This window comes from Dissulfuribacter thermophilus, from assembly GCF_001687335.1.
Classification (GTDB): domain Bacteria; phylum Desulfobacterota; class Dissulfuribacteria; order Dissulfuribacterales; family Dissulfuribacteraceae; genus Dissulfuribacter; species Dissulfuribacter thermophilus.
On sequence record NZ_MAGO01000001.1, the window covers coordinates 367,763 to 384,157 of the forward strand.

General features: G+C 42.1%; 20 protein-coding genes and 1 pseudogene. 12 read left to right on the forward strand and 9 right to left on the reverse strand.

Features of this window, described 5'->3' with window-relative positions; all coding sequences use genetic code 11:
• Nucleotides 1–16: 16 nt before the first annotated feature.
• The gene (lptE, locus tag DBT_RS01600; RefSeq protein ID WP_161939884.1) at nt 17–523 is read left to right on the forward strand and encodes an LptE family protein; all 507 of its coding nucleotides are present in this window, start codon (nt 17–19) and stop codon (nt 521–523) included.
• Here lptE and rpsT read toward each other — a convergent pair.
• Nucleotides 520–792 (reverse strand): 30S ribosomal protein S20, encoded by a 273-nt coding sequence (rpsT, locus tag DBT_RS01605; RefSeq protein ID WP_067615752.1) that lies wholly within the window; start codon nt 790–792, stop codon nt 520–522. The genes lptE and rpsT overlap by 4 nt on opposite strands.
• Nucleotides 793–875: 83 nt before the next feature.
• On the reverse strand, nt 876–1,985 hold the full coding sequence (aroB, locus tag DBT_RS01610) for a 3-dehydroquinate synthase (protein WP_067615754.1): 1,110 nt from the start codon (nt 1,983–1,985) through the stop codon (nt 876–878).
• Between the two features lie 317 nt (nt 1,986–2,302).
• On the opposite strand from aroB, the gene DBT_RS01615 reads away from it, so the two are divergent.
• The 5 genes from DBT_RS01615 to yihA all read left to right on the forward strand — a co-directional run bounded on the left by DBT_RS01615 (nt 2,303) and on the right by yihA (nt 5,615).
• Nucleotides 2,303–3,082: a hypothetical protein gene (locus DBT_RS01615; protein ID WP_067615756.1), complete on the forward strand. Its 780-nt coding sequence runs from the start codon at nt 2,303–2,305 to the stop codon at nt 3,080–3,082.
• A gap of 80 nt (nt 3,083–3,162) precedes the next feature.
• Nucleotides 3,163–3,501 (forward strand): divalent-cation tolerance protein CutA, encoded by a 339-nt coding sequence (gene cutA / locus DBT_RS01620; protein WP_067615758.1) that lies wholly within the window; start codon nt 3,163–3,165, stop codon nt 3,499–3,501.
• Nucleotides 3,491–3,895 carry a phosphoribosyl-AMP cyclohydrolase gene (gene hisI / locus DBT_RS01625; RefSeq protein ID WP_244155275.1) on the forward strand — a complete coding sequence of 135 codons (405 nt, stop codon included), beginning with the start codon at nt 3,491–3,493 and terminating at the stop codon, nt 3,893–3,895. The genes cutA and hisI overlap by 11 nt, the downstream gene beginning before the upstream one ends.
• On the forward strand, nt 3,892–4,764 hold the full coding sequence (hisG, locus tag DBT_RS01630) for an ATP phosphoribosyltransferase (protein ID WP_067615761.1): 873 nt from the start codon (nt 3,892–3,894) through the stop codon (nt 4,762–4,764). The genes hisI and hisG overlap by 4 nt, the downstream gene beginning before the upstream one ends.
• A 230-nt stretch (nt 4,765–4,994) precedes the next feature.
• Nucleotides 4,995–5,615: a ribosome biogenesis GTP-binding protein YihA/YsxC gene (gene yihA / locus DBT_RS01635; RefSeq protein ID WP_067615763.1), complete on the forward strand. Its 621-nt coding sequence runs from the start codon at nt 4,995–4,997 to the stop codon at nt 5,613–5,615.
• A 257-nt stretch (nt 5,616–5,872) separates the two neighbouring features.
• Here yihA and DBT_RS01640 read toward each other — a convergent pair whose 3' ends face one another.
• The 5 genes and pseudogenes from DBT_RS01640 to DBT_RS12810 form a co-directional block, all read right to left on the reverse strand.
• Entirely contained in the window at nt 5,873–6,286 is a 414-nt protein-coding gene (locus DBT_RS01640; protein WP_083186546.1) for a MerR family transcriptional regulator, read from the reverse strand.
• Nucleotides 6,287–6,351: 65 nt separating this feature from the next.
• Entirely contained in the window at nt 6,352–7,536 is a 1,185-nt protein-coding gene (nrfD, locus tag DBT_RS01645; RefSeq protein WP_067615765.1) for an NrfD/PsrC family molybdoenzyme membrane anchor subunit, read from the reverse strand.
• Nucleotides 7,537–7,573: 37 nt separating this feature from the next.
• Nucleotides 7,574–7,804, reverse strand: coding sequence for a hypothetical protein (locus DBT_RS01650; protein WP_067615766.1), 231 nt, complete (start codon nt 7,802–7,804; stop codon nt 7,574–7,576).
• 559 nt (nt 7,805–8,363) lie between these two features.
• Nucleotides 8,364–10,046, reverse strand: a complete 1,683-nt coding sequence (locus DBT_RS12625) for a sigma-54 interaction domain-containing protein (RefSeq protein ID WP_425248291.1) — start codon at nt 10,044–10,046, stop codon at nt 8,364–8,366.
• Nucleotides 10,044–10,724: pseudogene (locus tag DBT_RS12810) on the reverse strand (PAS domain S-box protein); the annotation flags it as partial. The gene DBT_RS12625 and the pseudogene DBT_RS12810, both read right to left, overlap by 3 nt.
• Nucleotides 10,725–10,932: 208 nt before the next feature.
• Here DBT_RS12810 and DBT_RS01660 point away from each other — a divergent pair.
• From DBT_RS01660 to DBT_RS01675, 5 genes are all read left to right on the forward strand, one after another.
• Nucleotides 10,933–11,685, forward strand: a complete 753-nt coding sequence (locus DBT_RS01660) for a 4Fe-4S dicluster domain-containing protein (RefSeq protein ID WP_067615768.1) — start codon at nt 10,933–10,935, stop codon at nt 11,683–11,685.
• A 20-nt stretch (nt 11,686–11,705) separates the two neighbouring features.
• The gene (locus tag DBT_RS01665) at nt 11,706–12,119 is read left to right on the forward strand and encodes a c(7)-type cytochrome triheme domain-containing protein (RefSeq protein ID WP_067615769.1); all 414 of its coding nucleotides are present in this window, start codon (nt 11,706–11,708) and stop codon (nt 12,117–12,119) included.
• A gap of 765 nt (nt 12,120–12,884) precedes the next feature.
• Nucleotides 12,885–13,007 carry a hypothetical protein gene (locus tag DBT_RS12630; protein WP_279614733.1) on the forward strand — a complete coding sequence of 41 codons (123 nt, stop codon included), beginning with the start codon at nt 12,885–12,887 and terminating at the stop codon, nt 13,005–13,007.
• Nucleotides 13,008–13,059: 52 nt separating this feature from the next.
• Nucleotides 13,060–14,256, forward strand: coding sequence for an NrfD/PsrC family molybdoenzyme membrane anchor subunit (gene nrfD, locus DBT_RS01670; protein ID WP_067615770.1), 1,197 nt, complete (start codon nt 13,060–13,062; stop codon nt 14,254–14,256).
• Between the two features lie 11 nt (nt 14,257–14,267).
• The gene (locus DBT_RS01675; RefSeq protein WP_067615772.1) at nt 14,268–14,660 is read left to right on the forward strand and encodes a MerR family transcriptional regulator; all 393 of its coding nucleotides are present in this window, start codon (nt 14,268–14,270) and stop codon (nt 14,658–14,660) included.
• 81 nt (nt 14,661–14,741) lie between these two features.
• On the opposite strand, the gene DBT_RS01680 is transcribed toward DBT_RS01675, so the two are convergent.
• The gene (locus tag DBT_RS01680; protein ID WP_141674184.1) at nt 14,742–15,548 is read right to left on the reverse strand and encodes a hypothetical protein; all 807 of its coding nucleotides are present in this window, start codon (nt 15,546–15,548) and stop codon (nt 14,742–14,744) included.
• Between the two features lie 69 nt (nt 15,549–15,617).
• Entirely contained in the window at nt 15,618–15,986 is a 369-nt protein-coding gene (locus tag DBT_RS01685) for a cytochrome c3 family protein (RefSeq protein ID WP_067615775.1), read from the reverse strand.
• A gap of 171 nt (nt 15,987–16,157) precedes the next feature.
• Between DBT_RS01685 and DBT_RS12260 the strand changes: the two genes are divergently transcribed.
• Nucleotides 16,158–16,364 (forward strand): hypothetical protein, encoded by a 207-nt coding sequence (locus DBT_RS12260; RefSeq protein ID WP_067615779.1) that lies wholly within the window; start codon nt 16,158–16,160, stop codon nt 16,362–16,364.
• The last annotated feature ends 31 nt before the right edge of the window (nt 16,365–16,395 follow it).

Consider the following 16,395-nt stretch of genomic DNA (forward strand, 5'->3'; position numbering starts at 1 on the left):
TTTTAAAAGCAGTAACTTGCCAATATTATTGCTGTTTGCAGTATCTATTATGCTCTTTTCCTGCGGGTACCACGTTGCTAAGAGGTCTTCGGCCATACCATCTTGGATGAAAAACGTGTATATCGAACCATTTGAAAATAATTCAAATGAACTCCTACTGGGTGCCTGGATAACTGAAGATCTCAGGCATGAATTTTTGAGGAGTTCCAGATTTGTATTGACTTCAAGAGATCAGGCCCATGTGATTATTAAGGGCAAAGTGGAAGAGGTTGAGACCAAAGGTCTATCATATGTGCGATATGACAGGGCAATTGAAAGGAGTGTCAAAGTAAAGATCTCCTTTGATCTCATAGATGCAGCCACAGGTCAGTCTCTGTGGGGAGGTGGAGAATTAGAGAGAGAAGAGGCCTTTTCTGTAGGCACTGACGTAATGAAGACCCAGGGCCTCTTGAATGAGGCCCTGAGAAAATTAAGTCAAGATCTCTCTGAGATCCTGTATCACCGGTTAGAGGGAGTATATTAGGAAGCCTTCTTTAAATTGTTGAGCTTCTTATAGAGTCGAGAGATTTTTCTTGCAGCAGTCTTCCAATGAAGCGTCCCTTTGCTTGCTGTCTTATCAATGAATTTCTGTGCTGCCTTCAGTTTCTCTTCTGCTGCGTTTAGATCCTTTGCCTTTAAAGATTCCTCAAAGGCACGAATAAGATTCTTAATCCTAGTCTTTCTAATCCTGTTTCTGAGGCGTCTTTTTTGGTTTTGACGCATACGTTTTAACGCAGACTTATGATTTGCCACGGGTTACCTTCCTCCAGTCATATTGTTAATGTCACGTACTACGTAACTTGGACAGCGTTATATACACCCAAGATGATTTCATGTCAATGAATTGATCCACTAATGGATTTTAAAACGTCTTCGTCTGTTACTTCTGGGGTTATGACAGTCTTTCCAATTCCCTCAAGCAGTACAAAGTGGACTCTCCCCCCTTTGGCCTTTTTATCGTGCCGGATCTTTACGAGGATATCTTCTGGCGAGGTGCTGGCTGGTACTGTGTGGGGAAGCCCAAGATCTTTTATGAGATTAGTCAGCCTGTTGAAATCATCTTGGGCAAGGAGGCCTTTTTCCATTGATATTCTACCTGCCGCCACCATACCAATAGCGACTGCCTCACCGTGGGTAATAGAGAAGTTACTAGATGCCTCTATGGCATGGCCTATAGTGTGACCAAAATTGAGGATCCGCCTAAGGTCTCCTTCTTTTTCGTCAAGGGCTACTACTTGGGCCTTAATCTCACATGATCTCTTTACAATATAGGCTATTACTTCTGGTTCTAGGTTTTTGCATCCCTCATGGTTTTTTTCTAGGAAAGCAAAGAAATCTGCATCCCATATGGCACCGTATTTAATAACTTCCGCAAGTCCGTTGTTTAGTTCCTTTTGGGGTAGGGTAGCCAAAACCCCTATGTCACTTAATACCAAGCGGGGTTGATAGAAGGTACCCACTAGATTTTTCCCCTCTGGGAGGTCCACGCCGGTCTTTCCTCCAACTGAACTGTCTACTTGAGCAAGAAGAGTAGTTGGGATCTGAATAAATGGGATGCCCCTCATGTAGATAGAGGCGACGAAGCCGGCAACGTCACCTGTGACTCCGCCACCAAGCGCAAGGATTACGCTCTGCCTGTCGGCCCCAAGTTCAACAAGCCTTCTTGTAATATCCTCCACTTGTTTAAGGTTCTTGGATTGTTCTCCTGCTGGAAACACTATGCTTTTAACACTTAGACCTTCTCCGTTTAGCATTGCCTCGAGGTCGTGCCCTAATAGATCATAACAGTTGGAATCGGATATTAAAAAAAAGTCTCTTTTCCCGAATATGGACTCTATGTGTTTGCCTGCTTCACTCAGTACCCCTGGGCCAATCAGAATATCATAGGATCTATCGCCCAAATCCACGTTAACCGTGTGCCAAACAAATGAATCTGGAAGTTTCATAGCGCCTCCTTTTAGACCAACTATTTTAAAGCAATTTAGGGCAAGTGCAATTAGCCATCCATCAAAAGGTGCCGGAGGATTTGTAATAAAGGTGAAACCTTGTAATTCACCAAATATGCCTGTTTGGGCGATTTTTGTTATAGAGGACCTTGAGTGGATATAAAATTTCTGAGATCAATTTTGGTGATACACGTCTACTATGACGTGCAGAATTCAGTTATTAGTCTTTTTAAAATCATGTTACATTTTAGAGGCCGTTGAATTTCGATGTCTTTAAAAATTTGATATGTTGTTTGGGTAAAACAACAGGGGATGAAATGGTGTACAGGTATTGGATTTGTTTTTTGTTTATTGTCCTCCAGTTAGTAGCTTGCTCCCCTAAGGCTGACATTGGCAAATACGATCTATTAAAACTACAAAAAAAGGGTGAAGATCTAGATGCCCTGCGGAATCAATCTCTAAAAGTTCAGGCAGTTCATGCCAGGGGCTGGGCTAAGGTCTGGGTAAATGGTAAGGAGAATCCATCTTTAAAAACGGATATCCTATGGGCTAAGGATGAAGATGGCAAAGCTAGATTCAAGGTTTCAGGCTATGGTCCATTTTCTATTACTGTATTTGAGGCCAGTTACCAGGAAGGTATATTTAGTCTGACATTACCCAAGGACCGTGCTGTATTTGTAAATGGTCAAGGGGATAAAGAGGTAACTAGATGTATTGAAGGTATAGTTACTAGATTAATATTTGATCCTTGGGGTATCTCGGTCTATGGAGCTCCAGACATCAAACCACTATCGCCTAATGGCCTGATGGTGCTCTCTAGGGTATGTGACAGCGCTATTGAGGCAAGTTTTAAAGACGATTTAACACCTGTATCATTAAAGATAAAAAATATGGAAATTTCATACAATCTTCCCCGCTTCTTAAAGGCTGGAATTTACGTAAACGACATTTTTATTACCGTATCCTTCGAATTAGATGAATTAGAGTATTTGAAGAGAAGCGAAATTGAATGGGGGGGAGATGAGGTCATTTTAAAAGATTTTCGTGTTTATCCAATATCAGTCCTCTTGGATGAGATCAAGGGAATTAAGCCATAATCTGGGATGATGCCTTGACAACTTTTTCTCAGCTACTATGTTTGGGCCAAAGATCCTATAAAATATGTGGTTAATTTGCCATGGACAAGTCCGATTCAGTCATCAGGATATTAACTACGACTTCTAATAAAGAAGAGGCTGAACGAATAGGAAAGGCCCTTGTAGAAGAGGGGCTATGTGCGTGCGTGCAAGTTTACGGTCCGATCCTTAGTATTTATCCCTGGAAGGGAAATGTTGAAAGGGATGAAGAATGGGTGCTAAGCATTAAAACCCTGGGAGACAAATATAAAGCCTGTGAGGCTGAAATCACTAGGCTTCATTCATACGAGGTGCCGCAGATTCTTGCCTTTCAAGCGGAAGCGGTATCCCAACCGTATTTAGAATGGATGAAGGCCTGGATCAGTGAAAATGAGGGTTGACATGGGAAAAGAGGTCATAAAGCAATTGAATTTCGAAAAAACCGGGGGGCTAATCCCTGTAATTGCCCAGGACTATGAAACTGGCGAGGTCCTGATGCTGGCCTATATGAATGAAGAGGCCTTTAATAAGACTCTTGAAACTTCTAAGGCCCATTACTGGAGCAGATCTAGGGGAAAACTCTGGTTAAAGGGAGAAGAATCGGGTCACGTTCAGCTTGTAAAAGAGATCTTAGTAGACTGTGATGGAGATACACTTTTACTTAAGGTAGAACAGATCGGCGGAGCTGCGTGCCATAAGGGATATAAAAGCTGTTTTTTCAGGCGCATTGAAGATGGAGATGCAAAGATAATTTCAAAACAGGTATTTGATCCAAAGGAGAAATATAAAAAGTGAATAGACTTAAGTTAGGTATACCTAAAGGGAGTCTGGAAAAGGCGACTATTGATCTTTTTGCAAAATCAGGCTGGAGAATAGAGGTACATCATAGGAGTTATTTCCCTGACATCGATGACGATGAGATAGAGTGTAGCATCTGTCGTGCTCAGGAAATGAGTAGATATGTGGAGCAAGGCACCCTTGATGTTGGAATAACTGGTAAGGACTGGATACTTGAGAACGATTCAGATGTGGTAGTGGTATGCGACCTTGTCTATTCTAAGGTCTCCAAGAGACCAGCTCGTTGGGTGCTAGCTGTACCTGGTGATTCAGGGATAGAGAAAGTGGAAGACCTTGAAGGTAAAAAAGTTGCAACAGAGCTGGTCAATTTTACCAAGAGATATTTCAAAGAACGTGGTGTGAACGTCCAGGTAGAATTTTCCTGGGGGGCCACAGAGGCAAAGGTAGTAAGCGGGCTATGTGATGCCATAGTTGAAGTGACGGAGACTGGGAGTACGATCAGGGCCCATGGGTTAAAGATAATTGAAGAACTCATGGAGTCTAATCCCAGGCTTATAGCCAACAAAGAGGCCATTAAAGACCCATGGAAGAGTGCCAAAATTGAACAGATAGCAATGCTTCTTCAGGGTGCCCTTGAGGCCCATAGACTGGTAGGTCTAAAAATGAACTGCCCCAAAGCTACTTTAAATGAAGTTGTTGGACTCCTTCCAAGCCTCAACGCACCCACGGTATCACCGCTCTATGATGAAAAGTGGTGTTCTATAGAGACAGTTGTGGATGAAAAGGAAGTAAGAGAGCTTATACCAAAGTTAAAAGCTCTGGGTGCAGAAGGCATTATTGAATATTCACTGAATAAGGTTCTTTGATTCTTTTAAAGATTGACAGATGGTTGTGCTCTGTGCTTTGAGGGGAAATTTTGACATTATTTACGGCCCCAAGGCTTATTATCCATCCAAGTCGTTTACTTTGCGCTGATCTCTGAGAGCAAATTTCGTGTTTTTGGGGAGGTAATTGAAATTTCCCCTCGTGGCCTATACTTAGCCTGGTCTCGCACGCCTTACTTCAATTTCGTGGCCGATCGGATACATTGTGTGATATGAGGATATTAAGAGCCGATTTAGAGGTTTGTGCCTTTAAGAATAAGCAGTTTCCAGAGAATGATCCAGGGGAGATCGCCTTTGCAGGGAGATCTAACGTTGGTAAATCCTCTCTTTTGAATAAAATTATGGGGCGGCGAAAACTCGTAAAGGTCAGTAGTCGTCCAGGTTTTACCCAAAGCATAAATTTTTTCTCAGTCTCTGTAAGACAGGGGGATCAGGAAGGAAATGGTTATCTCGTAGATCTTCCAGGCTATGGCTATGCAAAGGCTCCACGGTCTGTAATCAAGAGGTGGGAACGCCTTATAGGAGACTATTTTTCCTCTGGAAGAAGAATACTTGCGGTAGTCACAATCTTTGATATACGACGGACTCCGGATCATCTAGACCTTGAATTGGTGTCGTTTTTAAGGTTTCACTCTATTCCTATTGTTCCGGTATTCAATAAATGTGACAAGCTTAGTGGAAGCTCTCTTTTTAAGAGAACAAGGGACCTATGGGAGTCCCTTGGACGCTTCGGATTTGATGAATTCGACGACACCTCTGTCTTCTGCGTATCAGCAAGGACTGGTGCCGGAATTGAGAGGCTAAAACAAGAAATTTTTAGTTCATTTTTATAACGTACTGAAACTGCTGGTGTTTAATCTTTAGTCTTCTTTTTGGGTCGAGACCCGACCTCGCAGCTTGGTGCAGCTCATGTAGGCACCCCAAGGCGCGGAAGTACCCATTTATTTAGGGCAAACCAGCCAACAATAATAAGAATCAGGGTCAAAATCTCGTCCATATCAAGCTCCTTAATATTTGACTGCTTGTTACAATAATAACTTTGACCCCTGATTGCAACTTTCAGGTGTCCGTCTGCCCCAAAATTTAGTGTTTAATGACCCCTTTCCTTGAAGAGGCCATATGCCTTATAGGCAGTGCAGGTCTTTCGTTTTTCCGTGGGACAATTTACGATATTCCAGCACCCAGTAAATTCTAGGAGCTTCTTGATCCCAGCGATGCTTATCCCCTGATCATGAATCATTGAACGAATACAGGTTATCCATTGAAGATCATTGAGAGAAAAATAGCGTCTTCGACCTTTTCTGAGTGGTTTTATCAGACCTTCTTTTTCATATATCCTCAATGTTCTGGGATGAACTTCCAGCATGTTAGAGGCCGTGCCTATTGTGAAGATTGGCTGGTCAGGATCAATTCCTTCAACTGCCTGCCAAATTCCAGCATCTTCGAGTTGTGGGCCAAGATCTCCGTCTCTTTGATTTACTGCTTTTTCAAATGACAAAGCCATCTTGCTTTACCTTCCTTTCCTGGTCTATGGACCTGGGGGAGACCCCAGGTCCCAATGTTTATTTTTTAGTGGTGAGTACCGGCTTTGAATACTTTGCCAAAGAATCTTTCACCAAAGAGGAATAGTGTTGTACACACTCCGATTCCACCCATGACTACTAGAAGTTCTGCTGCAGATGGCACATATCCTAGGTAATCTGGAAGATTGCTCCAACCGTAGTAGATAGGTACCTGTTGTCCGGCCACAACTAGGTCATAGCGTTGGAAGAAGCCACCGACTAGTGCCATTAGGGCTGCAAGGGTCATTGCCGTGACATTTTTCATTTGTGTGCCAACCAAGATTAGAAGGGGCAGTGCAAGGCCAATGACAGTTTCGAAGAGCCAGAAATTGGTTGCAAGTGGTCCCTTGAGGAGATGGTTGGCCGCAATTGTTGCCAATTCATTTCCACCAGTAAAGATTGTAACAAAGCGCCATATAGTAGCCACAGCCAGTAGAAAGAGAGTTAGGGCAAGGATCTTTCCAGCACTTTGCAAGCCGCTCATTGTGTCAGCATCAATCTCTGTGCCACGCATTTTGTGGGCAAGATAGGTGAATAATATGATAGCGGCTGCTCCGCTCGCGAAGGCAGAGCAGAGAAAGAATACAGGAAGCTGTGCACCGTACCAAAATGGCCGTGCAGAGAGCGTGGCAAAGACTGCCCCGAGATTAGTATTGGCGCCTACTTCAGCAAGGGCTCCTATTAGGCCTACTGTTATTGCCAATGACCATTGTCTAGTGAGAATTGCAAAAAATTCTATAAACATGGCACCTACAGCAAGGCCATATAGTGTGCCCATCCACCAGATATTAGAACTAAAATTTGGTGAAATGACGTTGTAGATGAGCATACGCCAGGGGCTTTCAAGTTCCAGGCCAATTACTGAGAAGGCCGCTAGGATGGTCGCAATAGAAAGGTAAACAGCCCTGTTGCCAAGGTGCGCTATTGGCGTTCCTCCAAAGAGGTGACCTATTGCCGCGAGCAGGCAGAGCCCAGTAGATGTAATAGCGAAGAATGCATAGGTACTGATGAGAATGCCCCATGGCACTTCTCTCGTGACACCGTAGAGGTGGTCATGCCCCACTATCATTGCATAGACCCCTGCACCTAGCCCAATCAAGGTAAAAAAGATTGAAAGGACCGTGATAAAATTGACTGTGGGTGTGGCTAATCTTGGTTCTGCTAGTGTTCCCAGAGATAAGTTGCTTGCCATGATATACCTCCTTCTATGAGTTGGCTATTTGATCGATTTACGCCTTATTTGGCAGTGGTTCTTCAGTTTCAATGTGTGAAAGGGAGAAAATTGCGCCGATTACACCTATTGCAGTAAAGGGGCCAGCAGCCACTGAAAGTAAAAATGCCAGAGTGAACCATGCAGCTCTTTGAAGTCTTTTAGTGAATGGCCGTTCTAGTGTGTCTGCCCTTTTGATTCTTTTTTGAGAGCCTAAAATTTTGGGTACTCTAATACTTGTGGCGCTCATGATGCCTCCTTTCTAGCCCCATACCGGTGGCCTTTGAGCTAAATGCTCTGGTAAAGTGAATTTGTACTGGGTTGTAACCCAGTATTTTTTTTCGGGCTTTTGACGACCGCTTGGCTTACTCCCTGAATGAGCCGCCACTCAGTTCAGGGAGTAAGTCATGCGAGTTGTGCTAAAGTCTTCAGTCCCATGTCCTATCTGAATTATTGAATTGCATTAATTGTGCCAAATGCTCGGAGTTTTCTTGGATTAGAGGGATTTAAAAATAAATTTCATGATTTCAAATAGTTAAGAAATTTTAAAAAGGTCTAGTAAAAAAATATTAAAGATTGAGATGAAAAAATAATTGGAAATATAGACGCATTTTGCGCCATACGTTTTGAGGTTTGACGCAAATTAAACATTGCCTAAGAAATGAGCAATAAATTCAAATGATTATTTTGGCTCTCAGGTGAGATTGTGAAAAGAGGGGCTGGTTTTTTGGGCAAATTTTGCGTCATTTTAGAGTTGGTATAGGTATTTTAAATATATATATCTTGTTTCAATTAGCTTGATAATCTGACTATTCCCTTTTGAGCCCATATCGTTTGATCTTGCGTCTAAGTGTGTCCTTTGAAATGCCGAGTTCTTTGCATGTTGCCATCTTCTTCCAGTTATTACGTTCAAGCGCAGCGATAATTGCTTCCTTTTCAATTTCTTCCAAGGTCTTTGGGCCAGAGGAGAAGGGAGTTCTTCCGATAATCTTTGCATTTTCGGGAGCAAAGGGCTCTGGTAGGTGTTCGGGTTCTATGAATTGCCCACGACATAGGATAAATGCATATTCGATGATGTTTTCCAGTTCCCTTATATTCCCTGGATAGTCATAACGCATGAGGAGGTTGAGGGCGGCATCAGAAATTCCTTGAATATCTTTAGCCTTTTCGAGGTTGAGTTTTTTGATAAAATGATCTACCAATAGTGGGATATCCTCAAGTCGTTCTCTGAGTGGAGGGAGGACAATTTTCACGACATTAAGTCTATAGAATAGATCTTCCCTAAATTTTCCTTCCTTTACTAGTTCTGCCAGGTCCTTGTTTGTAGCGGCAAGTACCCTTACATCTGCTTTTATTGATCGACTTGAGCCCAGGGGTTCAAAAGTTTTTTCTTGGAGGACCCTAAGTAATTTTACCTGTAGAGTCATGGAGATGTCTCCAATTTCATCCAGGAATATCGTACCCTTTTCAGCAGCGGCAAATCTACCTGGACGATCCTGCTTTGCATCGGTAAATGCCCCTTTTTTATATCCAAAGAGTTCAGACTCTAGGAGGGTATCTGGAATGGCCCCACAATTGACTGCGACAAAAGGTCCTTTTTTTCTAGGACTAAAATTGTGAATTGCTCGTGCTATAAGTTCCTTGCCTGTCCCGCTTTCTCCGAGAATGAGCACATTGCTTTCACTCTGTGCAATATCAGGAAGGATTTCAAATATTTTTTGCATTCTTGGACTCTTAGAGATTATATCGGAGAAAATATATTTTTGGGTGATGGTTTTTCGTAGCGCAGTTATGGCGCTAATGTCCCTAAAGGTCTCCACGCCTCCTATGAGGTTTCCATCGGCATCGAGGAGAGGAGAGGCACTTATGCTGACAGGGATCTTGGCCCCGTCTGCCCTCTCGATGGTGATGGCCTTATTCAAAATGGGCGTTCTCTGCCCTATGCTTCTGGCCAGTATGCAATCAGGACCACAGATGCTGGATTTGAAGATTTCAGCGCAATGTTTACCAATAGCCTCTTTTGCTTTATGACCGGTAATCTTTTCTGCAGCCCTATTAAAAGAAGTAATACGCCAGTCTTTGTCGACGGTAAACACTCCATCTGCTATGGAATCTACAATTATGTCTTGCTGAAATTTTAGGCTCTGATCTTGGAAGGTCTCCACTCCACCTAATATGTTTCCATTGTGATCGAGGAGTGGCGAGGTGGCTATCCTGATGGGGATTATATGTCCATTTTTGTGCTGTATAAATACAGGGGTTCTTACGTTGGGTCTACCAGTATCAATGCTTTGGGTTAAGGCACATTGAACTCCGCACAAGCTTGATTGAAAGATCTCATGGCACTTTTTTCCAATGGCCTCTTTTGCAGAGTATCCAGTAATTCTCTCTGCAGCCTTATTAAAAGATGTAATTCGTCCAGATCTATCGATAGTAAAGACTCCATCAGTGATATTGTCTAAGATGAGATCGCGTTGAAGATCCTGGGTAATATCTCTAAAAGTTTCGACCCCTCCAAGTACATTGCCTTGGCAATCAAATATTGGGGCTGCGCTTATGTTAACTGGTATTTCAATCCCCTCTTTATTCTTCATGAAGATTTTTTTTCCAGAAACTCGGCGTCCTGACTTTACGCTTTTAAATAGGATGCAGTTTTTCCCGCATATATTTGATCTTAAGATTTCATAGCATGGTCGTCCCAAAACTTCTTCTTTTTTCCATCCTGTCATGCGTTCTGCAGATGGGTTAAAGAATGTAATTCGCCAGTTTCGATCTACAGAAAAGACCCCATCTGCTACGTTGTCCAAGAGCAGTTCAGAGGGGATATTACCCGGTTTGAGGTCCTTTAGGATGATTACAGCGCCCCTGAATTCCCCTTTTGGTCCAAGCTTTGGGATTCCTGCCAGCAGGAATTCGTATGTGCAGCCACTTTCTGAATCTTTTAAATCTAGTTTTAAATTTGAGACTGGGATACCTTGAATTAAGTCCTTTTTAAGGAGTTTAAAAGGTGAATTTTTTAACAGGTCATCTAAGGTGATGTTGGCGATTAATGTGCTGTTGTTTTGGAGTTGGTTTGATAGGTTAATTCTCTCTTTTATTCGCCAATTATGGTCTAGTTCTAAAATTAGGCACTTGTGTTGCTCATCAGTACTTCTATTTGATCTCTTCATAAGCTATTATAGAGTTTGTCATATTTATTTTTAAATTTTTTAAATCTGATTTTATCTTGACGCAATATGTGTTTTTATTTTTTTGGAATTTATCTTGATTATCAAGAGATGCTCCCTTGACAACTAATAAAAGTTCATTAGATTGTACTTGTTTTCTCATAACCCAGGGCGGCTTTAGGTAAGAAATCCATAAAAAATGGAGGAAAAAATGAAAATTGAAGACCTTGAAAGGATGAAAAACGAAGGGCCAGAGTCCCTGCCATCTGAAGAACGACGTAAGTTCCTCAAGATGGGGTTGGTAGTTACAGGGGTATTTGCAGGAGGGTCAGTATTATCGCTCACAAGTGCGCGCAATGTTTATGGTGCATTGGAAGGCATCAAACTTAAAAAGTATCCTTATAAACCTCATTACAGCATGGTAATTCGTCAGGATAGATGCATTGACTGTGAGCTCTGCAAAGAGGCATGTGTAAAAACCAACAATGTACCTGAATATGGCTATCGAACTACTATATTGGAGCGAGAAATCCCCATTGGTCCAGATGAATTTCAGAGAGAATTTATGCCAGTCTTATGTAACCACTGCAATCAGCCACCTTGTGTGAGGGTCTGTCCTACAAAGGCCACATATAAGGACAAAAAGACTGGTATAGTCATGATGGAATATAAGAAGTGTATTGGATGTAAGACGTGTATGGCTGCATGTCCTTATAATGCCCGTTACTTTAATGAAGAAAAACGCGCTATAGATAAATGTAATTTCTGTTTTGATACAAGGCTTTCAAAGGGTGAAAAGCTCACTGCCTGCGCTGCCGCATGTCCTGCGGATGTAAGAATTTTTGGCGATCTTTCGGACCCAGAAAGTAGGGTCTATAAGCTCGTCCATGAGCCGGAACGTGTTGTATGGGTGCTTAGGCCAGAGACTGGCGCCTTGCCCAATGTCTACTATACAAAGGGTTAGAAAAGAGAGGTAGATGAGCCATGAAGAAGAAATTATTGTTAGTTTTAAGCATATTTGTCGTTGCTTTAGGGGGTCAGGGTCTGTTTAGCAATGGTCTTGCAGATGAAGAGGAGGCAGATTATCCAACAGAGCCCATAGTTTTTATACAGCCAGTTAAGGCAGTAATCTTTGACCATAAATTTCATGTTGAAGAAGCAGGTCTTGATTGTGAAAGTTGCCATGACGATCTATTTGAGCAGGCAGCTGGAACTGCTGAGGAAAATGATGATTTCAAGATGCAGGCCCTATATGAAGGAAAGTACTGCGGGGCATGTCATGATGGCGAGACCGCATTCGCATCAAATACAAAGTGTGCTGTATGTCATATCGGCGTAATGGGTTATAATCGCATGCACAAGGTAGATGGTGAAGCCGAAGAAAAAGTGCATCATTAATCTGGTATAGTCATCGGATTATTGGTAGGGCCTTCTCTCAGAGAGAAGGCCCTATTGTATTTTTTGTCTAAGGGCAGGATAAATTAGAGCAAAACTAGTCAGTCGTGTGTAGTATTTGGGCCCCACCCAATTTTTTTCTGCTATTTTCTCAATCCTCGGTGCGAATTCCAAATAGCCTACTAGTGCCTGGGCAATGCTGAGCTTTTGCGTTGTGTTGCGTTATTCGCTGCAAAATGTCTTTTCAAGAGTCCTAAGGGATTTATGATATATTTTTTGACAATAATCATTTACAATTGATCTGACACTAGATAGGTTTTCTGCTTCTTAAAATTAGAATTACGGGCTATTTTTGATCTATGGTGTTCATTTTTATTTTTTGTGGAAAAACAATAAGTTGTCCATCATAATGTCTTAATGTGAGCTGTCTGCGCTGATGAAGTAGGCTTTCTGCGCTCAAAATTTGCCCTCAGCCTCTTTATGTGTTAAAGAAATTATTTTAGATTTTGTTAAAAAAAACTCATAAATTTTAATCAGTTATGTAATAAAAATGAAAGATTTCTACTTCCATATAATGAAATAGATTTATTCGTTTTTTTCTTGACAACTAGAATTTCCATTTTTAGTATAAAGGTAAGAGCAGAAAAAGCCCAAAAACTAGAAGGGGGGTGAAAGAGGCATTTAGGATGATGGATAAGAAAGAAAAATATTTAAGGTTATCACTGATAAATAATTCCCGGCCGCCACTGGGGAAAAGGAGTGAGAAACATGAAAGGAATACTTTTTTTAATTTTTTGGTTGGGTTGTGCAAGTCTTCACACAGTTTACGATCTTAAGATAAAGCCATATATCCAAGAAAAGATGGATGAATGGGGCGAGCATCCGTTTTGAACTAACTATCTAAAGAAAGCAATAAAAGTTTTTTGAAAGGAGAAACAGTCCTATGTCCAAGATGCAGTCTTCAGCCACTACAGCAGAAAAGGGGTTGGTAGCAACGTCATCTGCTACCTATAATATAATTTTGGCCTTTTTGGCTCTGTTCACAGCAATTGGAGTAGCAGCTGGTATTCATGCCTTCTTTATAGGCCATGACCACGCATATGGTGTCACAAGAGAGGTCCCCTGGGGACTCTTGATTGCAACATATATATTCTTTGTTGTTACATCTACGGGGCTTTGTCTCGTCTCCTCTATAGGGCATGTCTTTGGGGTAGAGACCTTGGTGCCAATTGCAAAACGTTCAATATTTCTCTCCATCGCTACTATTGTCAGTGGTTTTCTTGTGATCGGATTTGAGATAGAGAACCCCTGGCGGATGGCAATTTATAATGTGATCAGTCCCAATCTCACATCAAACATTTGGTGGATGGGAACACTGTATGGTGCATATCTGTTCTTCATGTTAATTGAGTTTGCCCTCTTGCAGATAGGCAAGCACCGTGAGGCAGGAATGGCTGGCCTTCTAGGGGTCATTTCTGGTGTGGCAGCTCACAGTAACTTAGGTGCCGTGTTTGGCCTTCTAGGCGGACGTGAATTCTGGCATGGACCATATATGCCTATATATTTTATCGCCTCGGCTATGCTTTCAGGTTGTGCTGCAATCCTCTTTTTCACCTATTTGGCCTATAAGGCCAATGGATGGAAGATGAGTGAATCTTTGGAGCGTGCTCTTAGTGTTACAGGTAAAATTGGCCTTCTGCTCATAGCAGTGCTGGCATTCTTTGATACATGGAAGATTTTGTCTGGTATTGCAGGCCATCCTCCAGGAAAGTATGAGGCAACTATGGCCCTTATCAGTGGACCATATGCTGTCAACTTTTGGATAGGCGAGATAGGTCTTGGACTCGTAGCCCCATTTATTCTAATACTTGCGGCAAGGATGAGAAATACCAAGATAATGTTTGTGGCAGGACTGCTGAGTATTATAGGTATATTCTTCATGCGTTATGACTTGGTGGTTGTTGGCCAGATCGTGCCCCATTATCACGGAATGGACATAGTCGGGCTCCCAACCTTTTACTCCTATTCTCCCAGTCTACATGAGATCCTCATCACTGTGGGCGGTCTCAGCCTTTGCGGTATGCTCTTTCTCATGGGAGAGAGGCTTTTCAGGGGCCACGTGTCTGAAGCACACTCTTAAGGAGAGAATAAATGGCTAAGCGCGAAAAAACAAAGCGCGTCAATCTAGAGGCCGATCTCCCTGTATATCCAATAGGAGTGGCGGCAAGGATGCTTGGAGTTCATCCCAGGACTCTTCGGATCTATGAGGCAGAAGGGCTAATAAAACCAAGATATAGAAAGGCGCGGAGGCTCTACTCTAATAATGATATACAGTGGGTTACCTGTCTGAGGTCCATGATACATGATGAGGGTATTAGCATCCCTGGGATAAAAAAACTGCTTGAGTTTGTACCGTGTTGGAAGATTATGGACTGTCCAAAGGAAATTAGAGACAAGTGTGGTGCAAAGGTCGAAGCTATGAAAGTTCAGAGCCAGTGTGGCCCGCTGGATCTCAAAGGAGACGAGGCCCAGGTTTTGAATTGAAATGAAGCCATGAGGGGCTACTAGACTTCGGGCAGGTCCATTCTGGGGCCTGCCCTTTAGAAGTTTTGAGTTGATGGGGATTTATTGGAGAAGCTGTTGATTGGTTGGTGTTCCGCATGATGCTGCTATTTCCGATAGTATGTTGTTTTCCAGTCGACCACTACTTTTTAAGGAAAGATTTTTGAGGTCAGTGAGCATCATGCGTACTTTGCTGTGGTCTATTATTTTGATCTGAATACCGATAATGAGAATGGGCGAGTGTGCTTTGCATGAACCTGCCCAATTCTGATGGTTATCAACTACTTTTGGGGGAAGGTTTCTAATGATTGAGCCATAGGTTTTACATGAATAGTAGGTCTCGGCGTGATCAAGCAAATCCCTAAGAGAAAAATACTTTTCAAGTATTTCAAGGCTAGTCAACCATACCTCGTCTCTGTCGCCCCATACTTCAACCTCAAAAGATGAGATATTGAACAGGCTCTCAGCCTTTTGGGCATTTTTTATCCCGTAAATACACCTTCCAGCTTCATAGTTCCACACAGTCCATTCAAATAAACGAAGTAGCAGGTGAATGGTAGTCTCATAATCTTCTCTTTCTTGAAAAGGGTTTCTTGGGGCAAAAAGTATTTCCTCAAGGGTCTGGATAATTCCTGTTATGAAGTCAGGCAAGTGGTGTTTAAACAGGACTTCGTCTTCGTGTGTGTCAAATGGAGTGAGCTTTTCTTCAAAAGCTATTCTAGAAAGTAACTTAGTAAAAAGATTTCTAGCTCTATCTTTCCAGGTAGGTTTTAGGCCCTCTTCGAGGAGGCGCTTCAGGGTCTCTTTATATAGAATATCTTCTGGATGTTGGATTAGGTGAAGTTTTTCACTAATGAGTTTAAACAACATAGCTTCAAAAAAAGGGGCCTATAAACTTGTGTTAGGCCCCTTGATGTGCAGTGTCTCTAAATAGACATTTTATTTCTTCTTGTGGCATTCTTTACATTTGGTGGGACCATGATGGGTTTTATGGCAGCCTTTGCAATTTTTATGGAATGCCTTCATGGGTTTGTTGAGTTTTTTATTTGGAAAACTTTTGTTGTGACAAGTTTCGCACTTTTGAATTTTCATCCCTTCGTAATATGGAACTTGCTTTCCGTCTGGGCCCTTTTCATGATGGCATTCTGCACACTTGGTCCTTTCCTGGTGCTTGTGGTGTTGGAATGTGACGGTTCCTTTCTTATTTTCCAATTTAATTACAGCTGGACCTACTCCTGCTAGGACAGTCGATGCCACAAAGGCCATCGTCATAAGTGAAACGAGAACACCCAATCCCTTCTTAAACATTCTGGATACCTCCTTTTTGTGAAAATGTTCGATTTTTATGTACTTCGCTCTCTCTTTTTTGTCAACAATATTAAAACCCCTTTACAAGGCTCTTATCTGGTTGTTATGATGCTTGAGAAAATTCAGCCGGCTAAAATTAGTGGTTTCCGGCTCGAAAAAGGAGGCCTTAGGTTGAAGATCACTTATGACCCAGATCTTCCAATGTCATATCGTCCTCTTATCCACCAGGAGATAAGGAACTCTGATATTGAGGAGTGTGAGTGTGGTTCTGACGAAATATATGTATCATTAGTGAATGAAAATACAATTGACGTCAAATGTTATGATTGTGGAAAGAGTTTCTTTGAGCTAGAAATAGAGATCGAAGATGGAGAATAAAACCATAAAGCTAAAGGCATCTTAGGAGGAA